Genomic DNA, 20,351 nt, shown 5'->3' on the forward strand with positions numbered 1-20,351 from the left:
CCGAGCATCTGCTCCCAATGTCCACCGTCGAACCGAACGCCTACGACCCCCAGCAGGTCGAAACCTCCGCCCAGCAGTTCTGGGATGCCACCCGCGCCTTCCAGGTCGACGAGAACTCGGACAAACCGAAGTTCTATTGCCTGTCGATGCTGCCGTACCCCTCCGGTGCGCTGCACATGGGGCATGTGCGCAACTACACCATCTCCGACGTGGTCAGCCGCTACAAGCGCATGACCGGGCACAACGTGCTGCAGCCGATGGGGTGGGATGCGTTCGGCCTGCCGGCCGAAAACGCCGCGATCAAGAACAAGACCGCGCCGGCCAAGTGGACCTACGCCAACATCGAACACATGCGCGCGCAGCTGAAATCGCTGGGCTATGCGATCGACTGGTCGCGCGAGTTCGCCACCTGCACGCCGGACTATTACGTGCACGAGCAGCGCATGTTCACCCGGCTGATGCGCAAGGGCCTGGCCTATCGCCGCAACGCGGTGGTGAACTGGGACCCGATCGACCAGACCGTGTTGGCCAACGAGCAGGTGATCGATGGCCGCGGCTGGCGTTCTGGCGCGCTGGTGGAAAAGCGCGAGATTCCGCAGTGGTTCCTGCGCATCACCGATTACGCGCAGGAATTGCTCGACGGCCTGGATCAGCTGGATGGCTGGCCGGATTCGGTCAAAACCATGCAGCGCAACTGGATCGGCCGCTCGGAAGGGCTGGAAATCCAGTTCGACGTGCGCGACACCACCGGTGCCGCGCTGGATCCGCTGCGCGTGTTCACCACCCGCCCGGACACCTTGATGGGTGTGACCTTTGTGTCCATCGCCGCCGAACACCCGCTGGCGCAGCACGCGGCCAAGTCCAATCCGGAACTGGCCAGCATGCTGGAGACGCTCAAGCACGGCGGCGTGTCCGAAGCCGAACTGGAAACCCAGGAAAAGCGCGGCATGGCCACCGGCCTGACCGCGGTGCATCCGATCAGCGGCGAGGAAGTGCCGGTGTGGGTGGCCAACTTCGTGCTGATGGGCTACGGCACCGGCGCGGTGATGGCGGTGCCGGGTCACGACCAGCGCGATTTCGAATTCGCCAACAAGTACGGCCTGCCGATCGTGCAGGTGGTCAAGCTGCGTGAGCCACGCAATGAGGACGAACAGGCCTGGGATGCCACGCAGTGGCGCGACTGGTACACCGACAAGAGCCGCGAGCTGGAGTTGATCAACTCTGCCGAGTTCGATGGCCTGGATTACTACGGCGCCTTCGAAGCATTGGCCGAGCGCTTCGAGCGCAAGGGCCAGGGCCAGCGCCGCATCAATTACCGCCTGCGCGACTGGGGCGTGAGCCGCCAGCGCTATTGGGGCTGCCCGATTCCGGTGATCTACTGCGCCAAGTGCGGCGCGGTGCCGGTGCCGGAAGACCAACTGCCGGTGGTGCTGCCGGAAAACGTGGAATTTGCCGGCACCGGTTCGCCGATCAAGACCGACCCCACCTGGCGCCAGACCACCTGCCCGGAGTGCGGCGGCCCGGCCGAGCGCGAAACCGACACCTTCGACACCTTCATGGAGTCGAGCTGGTACGTGGCGCGCTACACCAGCCCGAACGCGCGCGACATGGTCGACCGCCGCGCCAACTACTGGATGCCGGCCGACCTGTACGTGGGCGGCATCGAGCACGCGATCCTGCACCTGATGTATTTCCGCTTCTATCACAAGCTCATGCGTGACGCGCGGCTGGTGGATAGCGACGAGCCGGTGACCAACCTGCTCACCCAGGGCATGGTCATCGCCGAGACGTTCTATCGCGACGCCGACAACGGCGGCAAGGACTGGATCAACCCGGCCGATGTGGAAATCCAGCGCGATGAGCGTGGGCGCGTGGTCGGCGCCAGCCTGATCGCCGACGGCCAGCCGGTTCATATCGGTGGCACCGAGAAGATGTCCAAGTCCAAGAACAATGGCGTGGACCCGCAGGCCATGGTGGCCAAGTACGGCGCCGACACCGTGCGCCTGTTCTCGATGTTCGCCGCACCGCCCGAGCAGTCGCTGGAATGGAACGAGGCCGGTGTCGACGGCATGGCGCGCTTCATGCGCCGGCTGTGGGTGCAGGTGCACAAGCATGTGGGCGAGGGCGCTGCTGCTGCATTGGATGTCGCCAGCCTGAGTGCCGAGCAGAAGGCGATCCGCCGCAAGACCCACGAAACCATCGGCAAGGTGGACGACGACTACGGCCGCCGCCACAGCTTCAACACCGCCATTGCCGCGGTGATGGAGTTGTCCAACGCGCTGGCCAAGTTCGACGACGCCAGTGCGCAGGGGCGCGCCGTGCGCCAGGAAGCGCTGGAAGCGATGGTGCTGCTGCTCAACCCGATCACCCCGCACGCCAGTCATGCGCTGTGGCAGGTGCTGGGCCGTGGCGAAACGCTGCTGGAAAACGTGCCGTTCCCGCAGGTCGATGCGGCGGCGCTGGTGCGTGATGCGCTGACGCTGGCGATCCAGGTCAACGGCAAGTTGCGTGGCACCATCGAGGTGGCCGCCGACGCAGCGCGCGAGCAGATCGAAGCACTGGCGCTGGCCGAGCCGAACGCAGCCAAGTTCCTGGACGGCCTGAGCGTGCGCAAGATCATCATCGTGCCCGGCAAGATCGTGAATATCGTGGCGGGCTGAGGGCTGCGCAGTGCCGGGTTGCCAGGCCCGATCCGGCCGATTTGTCGGATCGGCTTCTGGCGACGGTAGCTCAGGTTTTACCTGTGTTGCTGGCGATGCATTGCGTTGGTCAGTTGCAATGCGCCGTTGCGGGTGTTGCCGCGTTCCCGTGAGGAACTCCACTGGTGCGTGGTGACGCGCGCGGAGAGATTGCTCAGGCGGTTCATGGCAATCATCGCACTGGCGCGTGGCGACGTTTGTCAGATCTGTTGCCGTGTTCCCGGTGATTCAGTTCACTGGCGCGCGGCGACGCGTTTTTCATTTCCGGGCGCCGCAATGTAGTGCGGCGCCCTCTCAAGCCCCGTTCACGCCGTCTCGGGCAGGCTAGCCGCCTGTTGCCGCCGCCGGGGCGCTCCTCCAGACTGTGCCCATGATCCGATTTCCTACTGCCTTCGCCGCCTCCCTCGTGCTTGTCTCGAGCCTCACCGCCTGCGGCTTCCACCTGCGCAATTCGTTGGCGCTGCCGCCGGATACGCCCGCGGTCAAGGTGCAGTCGGCGTTGCAATACAGCGAGCTGGCCAAACTGCTGCGCCGTGGCCTGAAGGCCGCCGGCGCCACCCTGGCCGACGACGACGCCAAGAGCGGCTTTGCGAAGGTGCAGGTGTTGTCCGAGCGCTGGGGCGATCTGCCGATCGCCATCGACAGCCAGGGCCGTGCGCAGGAGTTCAGCCTGCGCTATGCGGCGATCTTCACGGTGACCACCGCCAACGGCGCAATCCTGGTGCCGCAGCAGGTGATCGAGCTGTCGCGTGATTACGTGTCGCCGCCGGTGGACGCCACCGGTACCGCGACCGAGCGCGAGATCCTGGCCGACGAGCTGCGCAAGGACATGTCCGCCTCGATCCTGCGCCGCATCGACAGCGTGGTGCGCGCCCGCGTGGAGCGCGGCGAATCGCTGGAAAGCACGCCTACCGCGCCGCTGCAGCCCAGCACCACGCCGCCGGTGCAGCCGTCCGGCACGCCGGAGTCGAGCGTGCCGGCCTCGCTGCCGCCCGCACCGCAGCCGTCGAACAACAACTAAGCGCTCGCGCGCTTTTCGTCCATGGAACTTCGCCCAGAGCAGCTGGCCGGCCAGTCCAGCCAGCCGTTGCAGCCGGTCTATCTGATTGCCGGCCCGGAAACCTTGCGTGTGCTGGAGGCCGCCGACGCGGTGCGCGCCCGCGCGCGCGCCGAAGGCATCAGTGAACGCGAGGTGTTCGACGCCGACGGGCGTGAGTTCGACTGGAACCAGCTGGACGCCAGCTTCAATGCGCCCAGCCTGTTCAGCCCGCGCCGCCTGGTCGAGGTACGCATGCCCAGCGGCAAGCCGGGCAAGGACGGCGCCGAGGTCATCACCCGGTTCTGCGCCAACCCGCCGCCGGACGTGGTGCTACTGATCACCGCCAACGACTGGAGCAAGGCGCACCAAGGCAAATGGGCCGATGCGGTCGGGCGGATCGGCACCATCGCCGTGGCCTGGGCGATCAAACCGCATGAGTTATCGGACTGGATCGAGCGCCGCCTACGTGCGCAGGGCTTGCGCGCCGATGCGGCCGCGGTGCAGCGGCTGAGCGAGCGGGTGGAAGGCAACCTGCTGGCCGCCGCGCAGGAGATCGACAAGCTCGTCTTGCTGGCCGATGGCAAGGTGCTGGATCTGGAGGCGATGGAGTCGCTGGTGGCCGATGCCGCCCGTTACGATGTCTTCCGCCTGGCCGAAACCACTTTTTCCGGGCAGCCGGCCGCGGTGGTGCGCATGCTCGCCGGCCTGCGCGCCGAAGGCGAGGCAGTCGCGGCGCTGATGCCCATCCTGATCAAGGAATTGCTGCGCACCGCCTCCCTGGCCAAGGTGCAGGCCGGCGGCGGCAACCTGGGCGCCGAAATGAAGGCCCAGGGCATCTGGGAATCCCGCCAGGCACCGTTCAAGCGCGCCTTGCAACGGCATCCCGAGCCGCGCCGATGGGAGCGCTTCGTCGCCGAGGCCGGGCTGGTCGATCGCATGGCCAAGGGGCGCGCCGAGGGTGACCCCTGGGTGGCGCTGGAACGCCTGCTGGTCGCTGTCGCCGAAGCCCGCGCGGTGAGATTGCTGGCGTGACAGCGGGGCAGGCCGGAACTGCTGAGCGGGGCGCCGGCGCCGCAGAGCGAGAGCCTCCAACCGCAGCGCAAGGCGCACGGCCGGTACCTCCCACCGGCGTCGCTCCAACGTCACCAGCCACCAACGCGCAGGCCGCCGCGTCAGACTCGCTTCTTTCCGAATCCCAAATCCCCAATCCCGAATCCCGGTCCCATACCGACTCCCGATTCCCGATTCCCGATTCCCGCCCCAAGCTCCACCTCTACTACGGCGGCACCTTCGACCCGATCCATCGCGGCCACCTGGCCATTGCCTGCGCCGCACGCGATGCGCTCGGCGCGCAGGTGCATCTGGTGCCGGCCGCAGACCCGCCACATCGCCCCGCGCCCGGTGCCACCGCCGCGCAGCGCACCCGCATGCTGGAACTGGCCCTGGCCGATCTCCCCGGGCTGCTGCTGGATACCCGCGAGGTGCGCCGCGCCGCGCAGGGCGGGGCGCCGTCCTACACGGTGGACACCCTGCACGAGGTGCGTGCCCAGCTTGGGCCCGCCAAGCCCATCGCCTGGCTGCTGGGTGCCGATGCCTTCGTTGGCCTGCCCGGCTGGCATGAGTGGACCGAACTCTTCGGGCTGGCGCATCTGGTGATCGCTGCGCGCCCCGGCACGGCGCTGGACTTGGCCGATGCGCCGGTGCTGGCGCAGGCGGTGCAGGGCCGGTGGGCCACCGACGCGCGCGACCTGCTCACCGCGCCGGCCGGTCGGCTATGGCGGCTGCCGCATCCGTTGCGCGGCGAATCGGCCAGCGCGGTGCGTAGCCGCATCGCCGCCGGTGGCCAATGGCAGGACCTGGTGCCGTCGGCGGTTGCCGCATTTATCGCCGAAGAAGGCCTGTATGGCTGCGTTCGGCCGGCTAGCTGAACACGCGAGCGGCCGGACTTGCCTATAATTCACCCAAATCTATCGAGTTGCCTGCTTTGACCAGCCAAGCCCAAGTCATCAAGACCTCCATTCCGAACCCGCCGCCGTCCGTGCCGGCTCTGTTGGCCACTGTGCGTGAGGCCGTCGAGGAGCTGAAAGCCAAGGACGTGGTCGAGATCGACGTGCGCGGCAAGTCCAGCGTCTGCGATTACATGGTGGTGGCATCGGGCACCTCGACCCGCCACGTGAAGTCAATTGCCGAAGAAGTGGTGAAGTTCGCCAAGCGTCTGGACGTGATGCCGCTGGGCGTGGAAGGCGAGCGTGAAGCCGAGTGGGTGCTGGTGGACCTGGGCGATGTGGTGGTGCATGTGATGCTGCCGCGCGTGCGCGAGTTCTATGCGCTGGAGCGCTTGTGGACTGTTGGCGACCAGCGTCCGTCCGATCTGGAAGAGGCAGACGACGAGCAGGCTTAAGTCTGCGCAGCTGCGTCACACCAACGAACGGCGCCCTCGGGCGCCGTTCGTGTTTGCGCGTGGTCGGGCGGCTTATAGCGGCCCGCGCTCCCACGGGCCGGTGATGGCCAGCGTGATCCCCGGGGTCTGGATGTTGACGAACAACGTCTGCGCGAGCGGGTCCCAGCAGGCGCCGCAGAACTCGGTGTCGCGGTAGTCGCCCTCGGCAATGGTCTTGCCGGCATCGGCGATCTGCTGCGAGGTCAGCTGCACGTTGTTCTTGGCAAGATAGAACGACTCACCATTGCGGGTCAGGCCCAGCAGACGCGCGCCCGGGCCGTATTCGTCCGGGCTCTCGCCGCCGTCTTCGCACAGCACCACGCCACCGCGCGCGCTGACGGTGACGTTGTCCGGGTTATGCGCCGCCAGCTGGTTGCCGCTGACGAACAGCGCGCTGAGCCGCTGGGTAAACAGGTCCAGCACCCACACCGCGCCATTGCCGTAGCCGCGCCGGCCCTGTGCATCCACGCCGGTGCTGGTGTCGACAATGAACAGCTTGCCGTAGCTGTACCAGATACCTTCGCCGCGGCTCATGCGCAGCGCGCCATCGGCCCAGGCCTGCGCGAACGGGCCGCTCAGGGTGTCGTTGGCGCCGATGTCGGCAAAGCCCGCCGGTGCGGCGATGCTGTCCAGATCCGGCTCTTCGATGTCGACCCATTCCAGCTGGAACTGCTGGCCGATGCTGGCCACGGTGAGGTCGGCGTTGCGCTTGCCACGCACGCGCGCGGCCTGCAGCCTGCCGCCGTTCTCCAGCGAGCCGTTGCGGCCGCGGCGGTCGTTGGGAATGAAGCGGTACAAGCCGGCCTTGTTGCGGTCGTCTTCGGTGAGATAGACGATGCCGGTGCGCGGGTCGATCGCCACCGCCTCATGGCTGAAGCGGCCCAGCCCGACCAGCGGCCGGCCGGTGGTGCGGTGGCTGTCCGGGTCCACTTCGAACACGTAGCCGTGCTTGCGCCCGGTGCTGGAGACCGCATTGGTCTTGATCTCTTCGCAGCTCAGCCAGGTGCCCCAGGGCGTCGGACCGCCGGCGCAATTGACCAGGGTGCCGCCCAGGCTCGGTTCCAGGCTGCCCCAGCCGCGCCGCCCATAGCTCAGCGTGGTGGTGCCGCCGCCGGCCTGCGCGGTGCCGCTGACGATGCCGGTGTCGTACATCGCCGGCGCACGGAACTGGCTGGCGGCGCCACGCTCATGGTTGCGGATCAGCACGTATTCCAGGCCGCGCAGGCCATCGGTGCCGGGGCGCCAGCCGGGCCGACGCAGGCTGACCACGGCCATGCCGTCATGCCGGTCGGGGCAGGGTTGGCCATCGTCCATGCGGTCGCCGCTCCAACCGAACGAGCGGTAGCTGAAGCCGCGCGGCAGCTGCAGCAAGGGCAGGCCGGTGCTCTGGTCGGCGACCGGCGCGAGCGGGCCGTAGCGGCTGGGCACCGGCGCCAGGCGCATGGAGGGCGTGGTAGCGGCCTGGGCCTGGCGCGATTGCAATGCGCTCAGGCTGCCAAGGGCACCGGCGGCCATGACGGCGGCGCTGCCTTTGAGGACCTGGCGACGGGCGGGATCGAAAACATGCATCGAACGACTCCTGCGGGCTGGGTGGTCGGGCGACACTAATTGCCGCCTGTAACCACGCCATGACACACAACGGCAAATCGCCACGGACTGCCCAGGCTGTGACGCGGATATCATGTACGGATGAAATGCCGACTCATCGCCACCGGCGAGCGCGCACCGGCCTGGGTGGCGCAGGGCTTTGCCGAATATCAGAAACGTCTCTCGCACTGGATGCCGCTGGAGCTGGTCGAGATCGAACCCGGCCTGCGCGGCAAGGGCCGCGACGCGCAACGCGCCATCGACGACGAAGGGCGCCGCGTGCTGGCGGCCCTTCCCAAGAATGCGCATGTGGTCGCGCTCGATGTGCCCGGGCGCCCGCTCAGTTCCGAACAGCTGGCCCAGCGCATGGAACATTGGCGCGGGCAGGGCCGCGATCTGGCCTTTCTGATCGGCGGGCCCGAGGGCCATGCCGCCGACGTGGTGAAGAGCGCCAACGAGAGCTGGTCGATCGGCCCGCTGACGTTGCCGCACATGCTGGTGCGCCTGATCGTCGCCGAGCAGCTCTACCGCGCGGCCGCGATGCTGGCCAATCATCCTTACCACCGGGCGTAGTGGCGTCATGGCACGTGCTGTGCAGCTGGCCTGATCAGCGCAACCGAGCGCTGATTGTGCAGCTTCCAGCTTGATGCACTCGGCAGTTGCGGCCTGCTTGTACACGCGTCGTCGCTATTTCAAGCAGGCAGGGCGTCCTCACCATCGCGCGTCATGGCGAGCGCCGTGCAGCTAACTTCATCAAGTGCCTGGTCGCCGATTGCGCTGTGTCCAGAGGGAGGCGTTCGGGAGTCGCGTCCAGCGTGTACCCCCGCGTCGTTGCCATTTTGATCGTGCCGGCGGGGATGACGCCTGGTCACTAGCCGGCCCCGTGTTGGTCGCTTCAAGCCTGTTGATGTGGCAGGTCATCGCCGGCCTTCCCTGGATGACGCAAAAGGCCACCGACACGGCAGCGTCCGTGGTTACGCTTGCTGCCGAGCACGCATGCCTGCTCGGCAGGAGGGGCGGCAGGTGGGGATTGGCAGCAGTGCGGCGGCTGCAGTTGCAGGCCGCCGCGTCGGTCAACGCTTCAATTCAACGAAAAGCTCACCGGCACCAACCCGTAGGCCTGCACCGCCTGGCCGTTCTGCATTGCCGGCTGGAAGCGCCAACTGCGCAGTACCTGGCTACGCGCGGCCAGATCGAGCGCGCGGTGACCGCTACTGGTTTGCACGCTCACTTCGGCCGGGCGGCCGTCGGTACCGACCAGCACGCGCAGCATCACCGTGCCTTGTTGCCCGGCGCGCAGCGCGGCCACCGGGTAACTCGGTGCGGGCGCTCTGAGATAGTGCAGTTGCCCGGCGTCCACCGGCCCGCTTGAAGGGGGGGCGGCCGGGGCGCTGATGGTCGGCGCCGTATCCGACACTGCCTCCAACGCCACGTGCGCGGTGTCGACCACCGCTGTCTGCGTCACCGATGGCTGCTTCACCACCGGATCGGCAATGACGGGCGTGCGCGTGCTGGGCGTCTTGAACTTCACCTCGACCGGAAACACGAGCGGCGGCGGAGGCGGCGTCGCCGGCACGGTGATCGGCATCAGCCAGCGCTCCTTCGGCGTGGGCGGTTGCATGACCTGGTGGTGCGACAACGGGATCAACAACAAGCCACCGGCCAGCAGATGCAGCGCAACGGCCGTGCTCATCGCCAGGACGCGCGATGTGTCGATGCCAAGGGGACGGGAAGAAACCTGCGATTGCGTGCGAACCATCATCCACCTCCAAAACGGAACTGCGGAAAGGACCAGCGCGGCCCGGACGCACTACACCATCCGGTAGCGTAGGTTTACCGCAGCGCGCACGGCTGCACAAGCGACGCGTAGCGTCGGCTGCAAGCAGCCCAGTCGAACGTGGGTGGAACGGTGCGTGGGCAATCGGCGCCATGCCCGAGTGCGTGAAGCGTGGGAGGTGTCGCCGTGTTGCTCGATGCGTCAGGAACGTGCGAGCGGCTGCGGGCGTGCTTGCGCCCCGCGTACCTCATTGACCAGTAGCCGCGGTGCGTGGTCAGCTCCCGCCGCCGTCGATTGGCTGCAACGACGCGTGCTGAAAACGATCCATTGCCCGCACGCAAAACCGACGCGAGCAGTGGCGATCAAGAAAAGCCCAGCCCCTTCCGGGGCTGGGGAAACGACAGTGACGGGAGAGACGTCAGTAGTCGTACGACACCGAGAACATGGCGTAGCGGGGCTGGGTGAAAAACGCGCCCATGCCGTAGGTGTTGGAGAGGGTGAAGGCGCCGTCCTCCCAGGTGGAATCGACTTGCAGCGGCTTGCGCTCATTGAAGATATTGAAGGCCTGCAGCGTCATGGCGAGCTTGTTGTCGGCGAACGCGGGGCGATAGGTCAGGCCCAGGTCGACGATCTTGGTCCACGGTAAGCGGCCGGCATCGCCCGGACGCGAAGGCTGCCCATTGCAGATGTGGTGGGCCGAGCCGTAGCCGATTGGATCGCCAGCGTCGGAATCTTCGCTGATGCCGTTGATGCTGACGTAGCCAAGGCATGACTTCGGCGTGCCCGACAGAATGCGGATGTTGCCGGCAATCAACCACTCCGGTGCGATCTGATACGAGCCGTATAGTTTGATCTGATGGCGACGGTCGTTGGCCAGATAGCCGCCGGAATACCACATCAATGCAGCGGCATCCCAGTCCTGCGTCTTGGAGACATCGGTCTGGCCGATATCGGATTTGATCTGGCCTTCGGTGTTGCCGAAATTGCGCGACCAGGTGTAGTCGATGCGGCCTTCCCATTTGCCGTCGAACGGATGCTGCAGGAACAGATCCACGGCCAGATAGGTGCGCTTGGCCTTCTTGTCGAAGCCCCACTCCGATGGCGACATTGACACCGACGTGCGACCGGAACCATCCAGGTTGGCCAGGTTGAAGGAATTGGTTTCGCCCGGATTGAAGATGATGCAGCCGGGCACGTTGACGCTGTCCGGATCGATCCCCGAGGCCGTGAGTTTGGTGCGCATCCGGTCGGCATCGCAGACGTCGTCGATGGTGGCGCCCAGCGTGCGGTAGGTGGCTTTGGCGCCGGTGACCCAGTTCTCGCCCAGCGTCTTGTCGAAGCCGAGCATGAACTCGTCCTGGTACATCGATTTGAGGTCGGTGGCGGCGATGCCGGCGGCATCCGGTGCCTGGCCGCATTCCAGGCCGGCCGACACGATATTGCCGGAGCAGGTGAATCCTGCGGACGGGTCGACCGCCACCGGCGTCAGCCCGGTGGGATTGCCTTGGGCATCGATGCCGCTGTAGGTGAAATACTCGTTGGTAAACGTGGACGGCGAGGCGCCACGGATTGCAACGCTGTTGGGCAGTGCCAAATAGTAGCGGCCTGCATTGCCATACACCTTGAGCGATGAGTCGCCGAACACGTCCCAGCTCAGGCCCAAACGCGGCGCCCATTGGTCGCCACTGGACACGTAGGCCACACCGGCATCATTGAAGTTGGTGAACTTGTCGTTGCGAATGCCCAGCGTCAGCAGCAGCGTATCGGTGACCTGCCATTTGTCTTCGAGAAAATAGGCTTTTTGTTCCACCGACATGCTGGTCGCGGTATTGAAAACGGTCTGATTGACGAAATAGCCATTGCCGCCTGCCGGGCCAACGCCGAGCCCGGCCCTGATCGGCGAGGTCGGTCGCGAGGAGCGGCCATAGGTCCAGGTGTAGCCAGGGCCGGTGGTGATCACGCCTTCGTTGCTTGCATCGAAGTGCATGTTGTCCACACCGGCGGTCAGGGTGTGGGCACCCAGCACATACTCCAGATCGATCCGCAAACCACGCGTTGTGTTTTCGCCATCCCGGGCCTGGCTGGAGGTCTGGTTGTTGCGGATTTCCTGGCCGCCAGTGATGGCCGGATCCTGCAGGTTCGTCCCGGAAAGAAGTGCTGCAGTACTGGGATTGTTGCGAAAGTCGGTCTGCCTGCTCTTGCCGTATGTCGCGCTCAAGGTCAGGTCGTCGGTGATGTAGCTGGTGTACTTGCCGATGTAGTAGCGGTCGTTGACCTTGACCGTATCGGCGAAGGCGCCGGCGGCATCGCCACCCAGGCCTTCGTAGCCCAGAAAGTCGCTGTAGGCGCCGCCTTCGCGGTAGTTGTTTTTGATGCCGGTGAGTTCGAGGATGTTGCTGTCGTTGATGTTCCAGTCGACCTTGGCGTAGACCTTCGGCTCATCGATGCGGTAGTTGTTGCGGCCAATCACCGGGTCGTCGCGGCGCGCCGTCGTCACACCTTCGCTGCGCTCCTGCTCGGCGGCCACGAAAACGAACAAGCGGTCTTCGATCAGCGGGCCGCCGGCATACACGCTGTACACCGTGTTCCAGAACTGGTCGTCCTTGCGGCTGCGGTACAAGCTGCCCGGCAGCGTTGGGTCGCTGTATTCATACCCGTCTGGCGGCGTGGTCGAGGGATAGAACACGTTCTTGTTGTCGCTGGACAGCGACTTCGGGCGCCACAGCACTTGTGCACCGAAATGCCATTCGTTGGTGCCGCGCTTGCCGACCTGGCTGAGCACGCCGCCGGCCGAACGCCCGTAACGCGCGCTGTAGCCACCGGTATAGGTTTCCTGTTGATCGATGGCACCGAACGGCAGGGTGACGCCGCCGATGTTGGTCAACGGATTGGAGGTGAGATACCCGTTGAGGTAGTAGGCGTTTTCGGTGACGCCTGCGCCACCGAAGGAAATGGCGTTGCCGAAATAGCCGCTGCCCTGGACGGCGCCGGGCGACAGCAGTGCAATCGCTTCGCCGGAGCGCGCCAGGGGCAGGCGTTGCAGTTGCTCGGCGGTGATCACCGTCCGCGACGCGGTGGCGGACACATCCACCGGCGAGATGTTCTTGCCGGTCACCGTGATGGTGCCCAGCGTGGCGGCATCGCTGGACGCCGGATTGCCGCCGAAGGACACATCGGTGCCGGCGCCGACCCGCAGCGCGATGTCCTTGCGTGTTTCCACCGCCGCTCCGTCACGTTGCAAGGTGACGGTGTAGGTGCCGACTGGCAGGTTGCCGATGGTGTAGCGCCCGTTCGCATCCACCGTTGCGGTGCGGGTGAAGCCGGTATTGCTCTGCACCGTCACACTGGCGCCGGCGCCGGCTGCCACCGTGCCGTAAATACCGGCGGTGGTGCTTTGCGCCGCGGCAGTACCGCTCGCCAGGATGCCTACGGCACCGCTGAGTGCCAGCGCGAGCACACTGATCCGGCGGTAACGTGCGCGGGAGGGCTGCAACGAACGGTGCACGGCGGGATGGCGGGTCATCTCTCTCTCCAGATGAGCGCCGCCAACGAATGTGACGGTGCGCTGACATCCGATGCTAGAGAGCGGTCGCGTTCGCTTAAAGAAAGATTTCTCTGAATTTCATGCGTCTTTAAGCACAACCGTCAGAATTGTCCTATTCATCTTGCAAACGGCTGCACGTTGCAGCCGCGCGATGGGCATGCGTTCACCGGCGAACGCAGCCAAGCTACGACGCTGGCGGATCAACGGGCAAAAAAAACTGCCCATGACGGGCAGTCTTTTTGAGCGCGCTATTGCGGTGCTAGCGCATCAGCGCCCCAGTTCGAACGTCACATCCAGGGTGATCGACAGGGTGCTTTCGCCCGGAGCCACCTGGGTGTCCATCTCGGCCTTGGCCGAGCGCATCGAGGCGGCCATCATCATCGGGCGCACCACGCCACCGCCGCTGCGGCCTTCGGAGATGCTGACGATGCGGCGCACCTTGAGCCCCAGCGACTTGGCGTAGGTTTCGGCGCGGGCCTGCGCCTTCTTGAGCGCGGCCACGCGGGCTTCGTCGTAGACCGGTTCGGGCTGGTCGATCGAGAAGCTGGGGCCGTTGATGTCGTTGGCGCCTTGCGCAACCAGGGCATCGAGCACCTTGCCCAGCTTGGCGATGTCGCGCACCTTCAGGCTGACGGTGTTGCTGGCCTGGTAGCCGATGATCTTCGGCGCTTCGTTTTCTTTGTAGGTGTACTGCGGATTGAGATTGATGCCGCTGGTCTGCACGTCCTTGTCGGCGATGCCGGCGGCCTTGACCGCGGTCATGACCTTACTCATCTGCTCTGCGTTCTGGCGCATCGCGGCATTGCCATCCACCGCCTGGGTCACCACGCCGGCCGACACCGTGGCGATGTCCGGCACGCGCTTGGCTTCTGCTTCGGCCGACACATTGAGCAAGGTGCCATCGTTGGGAATGGTGTAGCTCGGAGCGGTCTGGGCGTGGGCGGTCATGGCGGTTCCGGCAGCGATGGACAGGGCCAGCAACAACGGCTTGAGGGTGGTACGCATGGAGTCTCCTTGTCTGTGCGCGCAGCGTGTTGTGGGACCGATGAATATGCTGTGAGTCGATCGTGCGCGGCGATGGCGCGACAGGCAAGCGTGCAGGGACGGCCAACAGGTATGCTGGGTGGATGCTCTATCTCGCCTCCCGATCGCCGCGCCGACACGAACTCCTGCAACGCCTCGACGTGCCGTTCCAGACCCTGGAACTGGACGTGCCCGAAGTGCGCGCGCCGGGCGAATCGCCCGAGCACTATGTGCACCGCGTGGCCTTGGAGAAGGCGCGCGCGGGGCTGGCACTGGTACAGGCCGACGATGCCCAGGCCATCGTGCTCGGCTCCGATACCGAAGTGGTGCTCGGCGAGCGCGTGTTCGGCAAGCCGGTCGATGTCGATGATGCGGTCGCCATGCTCACAGTGCTGGCGGGGCGCACCCACCAGGTGCTCACCGCGGTGGTGCTGGTTGGAGCACAGCGGCCACCGCTGCAGGCGCTGGTGGTGTCGGAGGTCACCTTCGATGCGCTCGATGCGACCCGGATCGCCGCTTATGCGGCGTCTGGCGAGCCCATGGGCAAGGCCGGTGCGTACGCGATCCAGGGGCGTGCGGAGCGCTTCATTACCCATTTGTCTGGCAGTTATTCCGGCGTGATGGGATTGCCGCTGTTCCAGACTTCGCAATTGCTCACAGCCTTCGGAGCGCATTAGATGTCGGAAGAGATCCTGGTCAACGTCACCCCCCGCGAAACCCGCGTGGCCGTGATCGAGAACGGCATGTTGCAAGAGCTGCATATCGAACGCGGTTGGCGCCGCGGGGTGGTGGGCAATATCTACAAGGGCAAGGTGCAGCGGGTGATGCCCGGCATGCAGGCCGCGTTCGTGGAAGTGGGCCTGGAGCGCGCCGCGTTCCTGCATGCCAACGACGTGGTGCGCCCGGCCCCGGCGCCAGCGAGCGTGGTGGATACCGAAGAAACCCCGATCCCGCCACCGCCGGCCGCCTCGGTGCCGATCGTGGAGCTGTTGCGTGACGGCCAGGACATCGTGGTGCAGGTGGTCAAGGACCCGATCGGCACCAAGGGCGCGCGGCTGACCACGCAGATCAGCATTCCCTCGCGGTATCTGGTGCTGTTGCCGCAGTCCAAGGTGGTGGGTGTCTCGGCGCGGATCGAAGACGAGGCCGAGCGCCTGCGCCTGAAGACCATCGTCAGCGAGGTCTCGGCCCAGCATGGCGGCTTCGGCTACATCATCCGCACCAATGCCGAGGGCCAGCCGGCCGAAGCCCTGGCCGAAGACATCGCCTATCTGTCGCGGGTGTGGAACGTGGTCGAGCGGCGCGGCCGCGAGGCGTCGGCGTGCAGCATCATTTACGAAGACCTGAGCCTGCCCCTGCGTGCGGTGCGCGACCTGATCCGCAAGGACGTGGAGAAGGTCAAGGTCGACTCCAACGAGACGTTCGTGCAGCTGCAGGCCTTCGTGGCCAAGTACATGCCGGTGCTGGCCGAGCGGCTGGAGCTGTACACCGGCGACCGCCCCATCTTCGACCTGTATGGCGTGGAAGACGAAATCGGCCGCGCGCTGGACAAGCAGGTGCCGCTCAAGTCCGGCGGCTACCTGGTCATCGACCAGACTGAAGCGATGACCACCATCGACGTCAACACCGGTTCGTTCGTCGGCCAGCGCAATCTGGAAGAAACCGTGTTCCGCACCAATCTGGAGGCGGCGCAGGCGGTGGCCCGGCAGCTGCGGCTGCGCAACCTGGGCGGCATCATCATCATCGATTTCATCGACATGGATGATCCCGAGCATCGCCGCCAGGTGTTGCGCACGCTGGAAAAAGCATTGGCCCGCGACCACGCCAAGACCACCGTGTACGAGTTCTCGCCGCTGGGCCTGGTGGAGATGACCCGCAAGCGCACCGTGGAAAGCCTGGAGCGGCAGTTATCGGAAACCTGCGGCCAGTGCGGCGGGCGCGGCACCATCAAGACCGCCGAAACGGTCACCTACGAAATCTTCCGCGAGATCACCCGCGCGGTGCGCCAGTTCGATGCGGCGCGGCTGCTGGTGATCGCCTCGTCCAAGGTGGTGGCGCGCATCACCGACGAAGAATCCGCGGCGGTGGCCGAGCTGGAGGAATTCCTCGGCAAGAGCATCCGCTTCCAGTCCGACGACCAGTACCTGCAGGAGCAGTTCGACGTGGTGCTGCTGTGAGGCAGGGAATGGAGAGTCGGGAATCGGGAATGGGGGAAGAGCGAAAGGCTCTCTGCGGGATACTGTTAACGGCCTTAGAATGGGGGCGTGCGCGAACGGATGATCGTGCGTACGGGGCGCTGCGTGCTCTTACGATTCCCGACTCCCGACTCCCGATTCCCCGCCGTTAATGCCGACTCCGCTGCGCCGCCGTCTCCGCCTGTTTCGCCGTTATGCGATCACCGCCAGTGCGCTCGCGCTGGTGGCGCTCGCCGTGCTGGTGGGCGCGGCCAGCCAGGCGCTGCCGTTGGCCGAGCAGCATCCGCAACAGATCGCCGCGTGGCTGAGCCAGCGTGCCGGCCAGCCGATCCGCTTCGACCGCCTGCAGACCGAATGGACCCGCCGCGGCCCGTTGTTGCGTCTGGATGGGCTGCGCATCGGCCCCAACGGCGACGTGCGTGTGGGCCAGGCCGAAGTGGTGCTGGCGATGTACGCCGGCCTGCTGCCGGGCCATGCGCTGACCGAGGTGCGCCTGCGCGGGCTCGCTTTGACCCTGCAGCGTGGCGACGACGGGGTGTGGTCGGTGCAGGGGCTGCCCAGTGGCCGGCACGCCGATCCCCTGGACGCGTTGCGCCGATTGGGCGAAATCCAGGTGTCGGAGGCGCGGCTGCATATCGATGCGCCGTCGATCGGGCTGGACACCACGCTGCCACGGATCGATCTGCGGCTGCGCGTGCAGGGCGCAACCCTGCGCGTCGGCAGCCGCAGCTGGATCGACCCGGCACGCGCGCCGCTGACCTCGGTGCTGGAGTTCGACCGCGACAGTGGCGATGGCAGCGCGTACGCGCAGGCCGCGCCGGCGGACCTGGCCGTATGGGCGTCGCTGCTGCAGGCCGGCGGTGTGCGGGTGGATGGCGGCAGCGGACGGCTGCAGGCCTGGGCGCAGCTGCGTGCCCGCCGCGTGTCTGCGGTCACCGTGGTGGCCGATCTCACCCAGGTGCAATTGTCGGGAGCACCGTTGGCTGGCGAATCGGCGCGCCGCACGCTCAAGTGGGAACGCCTGCAGGCGCGTGCGCGCTGGCAGACCGTGGCGGGTGGCTGGCGGCTGGATGCACCACAGCTGCGCCTGGGCAGCGCGAACACGCTGCAGCATCTCGACGGCCTGAGCATCGCCGCCGGGCGCCGTTATGCGGTGGTGGGCGACGCGCTGGATGTGTCCGGGCTGATCGCCGCCGCTGCGCTGAGCGACCAGCTGTCGCCGGGCCTGCGCCGCTGGCTGGCGTTGTCCAGGCCGCAGTTGCGCGTGAGCAAGCTGCAGCTGGCGGGCGAGCAGGGCGGCGCGGTGCGCGCGCAGGGGCAGGTCGAGGAACTGGCATTCCAGCCGGTCGGGAAATCGCCGGGCATCAGCGGCCTGCGCGGGCACTTCGACGGCGATGCGCAGGCGATCGCGCTGCAAACCGCGCCCGACGCCACGCTTCGCTTCGACTGGCCCACCGGCTTTGGTGTGGTGCACGAGGTGCAACTGGCCGGCAGCATCGTTGGCTGGCGCGACGGCGACGGCTGGCAGGTCGCCACGCCGGCGCTGCGGGTGCAGGCCAAGGACTACGGCGCCAACCTGCGCGGCGGGATGTGGTTTCAGAACGATGGCACCCGGCCACGCATCTCCCTGGCGGCGCAGCTGGATGACGCCGCACTGCCGGTGGCGCGCAAGTTCTGGATCCGTTCGAAGATGAGCAAGGCCGCCATCGACTGGCTCGACATGGCGGTAGCCGGGGGCGTGATTACCGGCGGCACCGGCCTGGTCAGCGGCGACCTGGACGACTGGCCGTTCGACAACAACGATGGCCGCTTCGAAGCCTTCGGGCAGATTCGCGATGGCGAAATCCGCTTCCAGCCGGACTGGCCGGCGATGACCCAGGTGCAGGCCGACCTGCGCTTCATCGGCAATGGTTTCTCGCTGCAAGGCAGCGGCGCGCTGGCCGGCACGCCGGTGGCGCAGTTCGAGGCCGGTATCCCCAATTTCGCCACCTCCGAGCTGTACGTGCGCGCCTCCACCCAGGCCGACACCGCGCAGTTGCTGGGCATGTTGCGCAGCAGCCCGCTGGAGCGCCGCTATGGCGACACCTTGCGCAACCTCACCACCTCCGGCCCGGCCGCGGTCACCTTCGATCTGCTGCGCCCGTTACGCACCAAGGGCGTGGGCGGGCATCTGCAGGGCACCGTTGCGCTGCAGGGCGCCAAGCTGGCCGACGCGCGCTGGAACCTGGCCTTCGATCAGGTCAGCGGGCAGGCCGAGTACCGCGACAGCGGCTTCGGCGCCGAGCATCTGAGCGTGCAGCATCAGGGCCGCACGGGCGAGCTGGCGTTGCGTGCCGGCGGCTTTGTGCAGGACCCGGCGCAGGCGTTCGAGGCGCGCTTCGGGGCCACGCTGGATGCGAAGGAGCTGTTCGACCGCGCGCCGCAGATGGAATGGCTGCGTCCGTATGTGCATGGCAGCGCGCCATGGCAGGTGGGCGTGGATGTGCCGCTGGCGCGTCCGGGGCAGCCCGATGTGCCTGCACAGCTCACGTTGCGCTCGCAGTTGGTCGGCACCACGCTGGATCTGCCCGCACCGCTGGACAAGCCGGCCACGCAGCCGCTGGACACGTGGGTCAAGGTGGCGTTGCCGGTGGGCAATGGCGATATCGATGTGGCGTTCGGCCAGCTGGTGGCGGTCAAGGCCAGCAGCCAGGGCACCCAGACCGGCGTGCGCGTGGTGATGGGCACCGACACCGTGACCGAGCGGCCGCCGGCCAATGGCCTGGTGGTCAATGGCCGCACCGCCTCGCTGGATGCCATCGACTGGATCAGCCTGGCACGCGGCAGTGCCGAGCCCGACACGCCGCCGCTACCCGGCCAACCGGCGCAGCCAAGCGAAAAGCTGCCGCTGCTGCAGGTGGATGTGCAGGCCGATAAATTGTTGATGATTGGCGGCGTCTTTCCGCAGACCCGCCTGCGCTTGCGCCCCACCCGCGATGCGGTGGCGGTGACGTTGGATGGGCCGTCGCTGGCCGGCCAGCTCACCGTACCCAATGCCGACGGCGCCGCAGTGCAGGGCAAGCTCAGCACGGTGCGCTGGCAGCCCGTTGCCGCTGCGCCGGAACCGGCCGCGCCCGAGCCTGGCGACCCGCTCGCCGGCGCGTTGCCGGAGCCGGCGCGGCGCGCGGTGGCCGAGTTCGACCCGGTGTCGATCCCGCCGCTATCGTTGGATATCGACGACCTGCGCGTGGGCAAGATGACCCTGGGCGCTGCCACCTTGCGCAGCAGCCGGCTGACCGACGGCATGCAGGTAGACCAGCTGCAACTGCGCTCGGACGACCAGAACATCGGCCTGACCGGCGCCTGGCGCGGCAAGGGCGAGGCTGCCAGCACGCGGCTGTCTGCGCGCGTGGACAGCCGCAACCTGGGCAATCTGCTGCAGAACCTCACCCTGGGCGGGCAGCTGCGCGGCGGCGAAGGCCAGCTGGAACTCAACGCCGGCTGGCAGGGCTCGCCGACCGGGTTTGCGCTCGGCTCGCTCGAGGGCAACCTCACCGTGGACGCCCGCAACGGCCAGTTGTTGGAAGTGGACCCCGGCGCCGGCCGCGTGCTTGGCCTGCTCAGTGTGGCGCAGTTGCCGCGCCGGTTGATGTTCGACTTCCGCGACTTCTTCTCCAAGGGCCTGGCGTTCAACAAGCTTGCCGGCGAAGTGCGCTTTGGCCATGGCTTTGCGCGCACCGATGCAATCCGGATCGAAGGCCCGGCTGCCGACATCGCCATCCGCGGCCAGACCGACCTGCGTGCGCAGACCTTCGACCAGACCGTGGACGTGAACCCCAAGGCCGGCAATCTGCTCACGGTGGTGGGCGCGGTGGCCGGTGGCCCGGTGGGTGCGGCGGTCGGCGCGGCCGCCAATGCGGTGCTCGGCAAACCGCTGGGCGCGATTGGCGCCAAGACCTATCACGTCACCGGGCCGTGGAAAGAGCCGCAGGTGGACGTGGTGGACCGCGATGCGCGCGAGCGTGCGCCCGCCAGGCCGGCGCCGGACAAGGCGCCGCGCTAGGCAGT

13 protein-coding genes are annotated in these 20,351 nt (G+C 66.9%); 9 read left to right on the top strand and 4 right to left on the bottom strand.

Features of this window, described 5'->3' with window-relative positions; translation table 11 throughout:
• The first annotated feature begins 17 nt into the window (after window positions 1-17).
• The 5 genes from leuS to rsfS all read left to right on the top strand — a co-directional run bounded on the left by leuS (window position 18) and on the right by rsfS (window position 6,139).
• Window positions 18-2,660, top strand: coding sequence for a leucine--tRNA ligase (gene leuS, locus ACCQ09_RS07525; RefSeq protein ID WP_040942276.1), 2,643 nt, complete (start codon window positions 18-20; stop codon window positions 2,658-2,660).
• A 409-nt stretch (window positions 2,661-3,069) separates the two neighbouring features.
• Complete coding sequence (locus ACCQ09_RS07530) at window positions 3,070-3,720, top strand: LPS-assembly lipoprotein LptE (protein ID WP_040941001.1); 651 nt, start codon at window positions 3,070-3,072, stop codon at window positions 3,718-3,720.
• 21 nt (window positions 3,721-3,741) lie between these two features.
• The gene (gene holA / locus ACCQ09_RS07535) at window positions 3,742-4,770 is read left to right on the top strand and encodes a DNA polymerase III subunit delta (RefSeq protein WP_014508302.1); all 1,029 of its coding nucleotides are present in this window, start codon (window positions 3,742-3,744) and stop codon (window positions 4,768-4,770) included.
• The gene (gene nadD, locus ACCQ09_RS07540; protein WP_040941002.1) at window positions 4,767-5,666 is read left to right on the top strand and encodes a nicotinate-nucleotide adenylyltransferase; all 900 of its coding nucleotides are present in this window, start codon (window positions 4,767-4,769) and stop codon (window positions 5,664-5,666) included. The genes holA and nadD overlap by 4 nt, the downstream gene beginning before the upstream one ends.
• Before the next feature lie 56 nt (window positions 5,667-5,722).
• Entirely contained in the window at window positions 5,723-6,139 is a 417-nt protein-coding gene (gene rsfS / locus ACCQ09_RS07545) for a ribosome silencing factor (RefSeq protein ID WP_014508300.1), read from the top strand.
• Between the two features lie 72 nt (window positions 6,140-6,211).
• Here the strand turns inward: rsfS and ACCQ09_RS07550 are convergent, their stop codons facing one another.
• Entirely contained in the window at window positions 6,212-7,747 is a 1,536-nt protein-coding gene (locus ACCQ09_RS07550; protein WP_011037744.1) for an alkaline phosphatase PhoX, read from the bottom strand.
• Window positions 7,748-7,867: 120 nt separating this feature from the next.
• Here ACCQ09_RS07550 and rlmH point away from each other — a divergent pair, with 120 nt between their 5' ends.
• Window positions 7,868-8,338: a 23S rRNA (pseudouridine(1915)-N(3))-methyltransferase RlmH gene (gene rlmH, locus ACCQ09_RS07555; RefSeq protein WP_011037743.1), complete on the top strand. Its 471-nt coding sequence runs from the start codon at window positions 7,868-7,870 to the stop codon at window positions 8,336-8,338.
• Window positions 8,339-8,846: 508 nt separating this feature from the next.
• Here rlmH and ACCQ09_RS07560 read toward each other — a convergent pair.
• The 3 genes from ACCQ09_RS07560 to ACCQ09_RS07570 all read right to left on the bottom strand — a co-directional run bounded on the left by ACCQ09_RS07560 (window position 8,847) and on the right by ACCQ09_RS07570 (window position 14,091).
• Window positions 8,847-9,527, bottom strand: a complete 681-nt coding sequence (locus ACCQ09_RS07560) for an energy transducer TonB (RefSeq protein WP_040941004.1) — start codon at window positions 9,525-9,527, stop codon at window positions 8,847-8,849.
• A gap of 433 nt (window positions 9,528-9,960) precedes the next feature.
• A complete protein-coding gene (locus ACCQ09_RS07565; RefSeq protein WP_040941005.1) occupies window positions 9,961-13,065 on the bottom strand; it encodes a TonB-dependent receptor in 3,105 nt (1,034 codons plus the stop codon).
• Between the two features lie 288 nt (window positions 13,066-13,353).
• Window positions 13,354-14,091 carry an SIMPL domain-containing protein gene (locus tag ACCQ09_RS07570; RefSeq protein WP_040941006.1) on the bottom strand — a complete coding sequence of 246 codons (738 nt, stop codon included), beginning with the start codon at window positions 14,089-14,091 and terminating at the stop codon, window positions 13,354-13,356.
• Window positions 14,092-14,213: 122 nt separating this feature from the next.
• On the opposite strand from ACCQ09_RS07570, the gene ACCQ09_RS07575 reads away from it, so the two are divergent.
• The 3 genes from ACCQ09_RS07575 (at window position 14,214) to ACCQ09_RS07585 (ending at window position 20,346) form a co-directional block, all read left to right on the top strand.
• A complete protein-coding gene (locus tag ACCQ09_RS07575) occupies window positions 14,214-14,786 on the top strand; it encodes a Maf-like protein (protein ID WP_040941007.1) in 573 nt (190 codons plus the stop codon).
• Complete coding sequence (rng, locus tag ACCQ09_RS07580; RefSeq protein ID WP_011037739.1) at window positions 14,787-16,286, top strand: ribonuclease G; 1,500 nt, start codon at window positions 14,787-14,789, stop codon at window positions 16,284-16,286.
• Between the two features lie 169 nt (window positions 16,287-16,455).
• Window positions 16,456-20,346, top strand: coding sequence for a YhdP family protein (locus ACCQ09_RS07585; RefSeq protein WP_228427936.1), 3,891 nt, complete (start codon window positions 16,456-16,458; stop codon window positions 20,344-20,346).
• Window positions 20,347-20,351: the final 5 nt, after the last annotated feature.

Source organism: Xanthomonas sp. NCPPB 2586 (assembly GCF_041475775.2).
In the GTDB taxonomy this organism is placed as follows: domain Bacteria; phylum Pseudomonadota; class Gammaproteobacteria; order Xanthomonadales; family Xanthomonadaceae; genus Xanthomonas; species Xanthomonas campestris.

Excerpts from the sequence above, each read along its gene's own strand:
- leuS (WP_040942276.1), top strand. The coding sequence starts at position 18 with ATGTCCACCGTCGAACCGAACGCCTACGACCCCCAGCAGGTCGAAACC.
- ACCQ09_RS07530 (WP_040941001.1), top strand. The coding sequence starts at position 3,070 with ATGATCCGATTTCCTACTGCCTTCGCCGCCTCCCTCGTGCTTGTCTCG.
- holA (WP_014508302.1), top strand. The coding sequence starts at position 3,742 with ATGGAACTTCGCCCAGAGCAGCTGGCCGGCCAGTCCAGCCAGCCGTTG.
- ACCQ09_RS07550 (WP_011037744.1), bottom strand. The coding sequence starts at position 7,747 with ATGCATGTTTTCGATCCCGCCCGTCGCCAGGTCCTCAAAGGCAGCGCC.
- rlmH (WP_011037743.1), top strand. The coding sequence starts at position 7,868 with ATGAAATGCCGACTCATCGCCACCGGCGAGCGCGCACCGGCCTGGGTG.
- ACCQ09_RS07560 (WP_040941004.1), bottom strand. The coding sequence starts at position 9,527 with ATGATGGTTCGCACGCAATCGCAGGTTTCTTCCCGTCCCCTTGGCATC.
- ACCQ09_RS07565 (WP_040941005.1), bottom strand. The coding sequence starts at position 13,065 with ATGACCCGCCATCCCGCCGTGCACCGTTCGTTGCAGCCCTCCCGCGCA.
- ACCQ09_RS07570 (WP_040941006.1), bottom strand. The coding sequence starts at position 14,091 with ATGCGTACCACCCTCAAGCCGTTGTTGCTGGCCCTGTCCATCGCTGCC.
- ACCQ09_RS07575 (WP_040941007.1), top strand. The coding sequence starts at position 14,214 with ATGCTCTATCTCGCCTCCCGATCGCCGCGCCGACACGAACTCCTGCAA.
- rng (WP_011037739.1), top strand. The coding sequence starts at position 14,787 with ATGTCGGAAGAGATCCTGGTCAACGTCACCCCCCGCGAAACCCGCGTG.
- ACCQ09_RS07585 (WP_228427936.1), top strand. The coding sequence starts at position 16,456 with ATGCCGACTCCGCTGCGCCGCCGTCTCCGCCTGTTTCGCCGTTATGCG.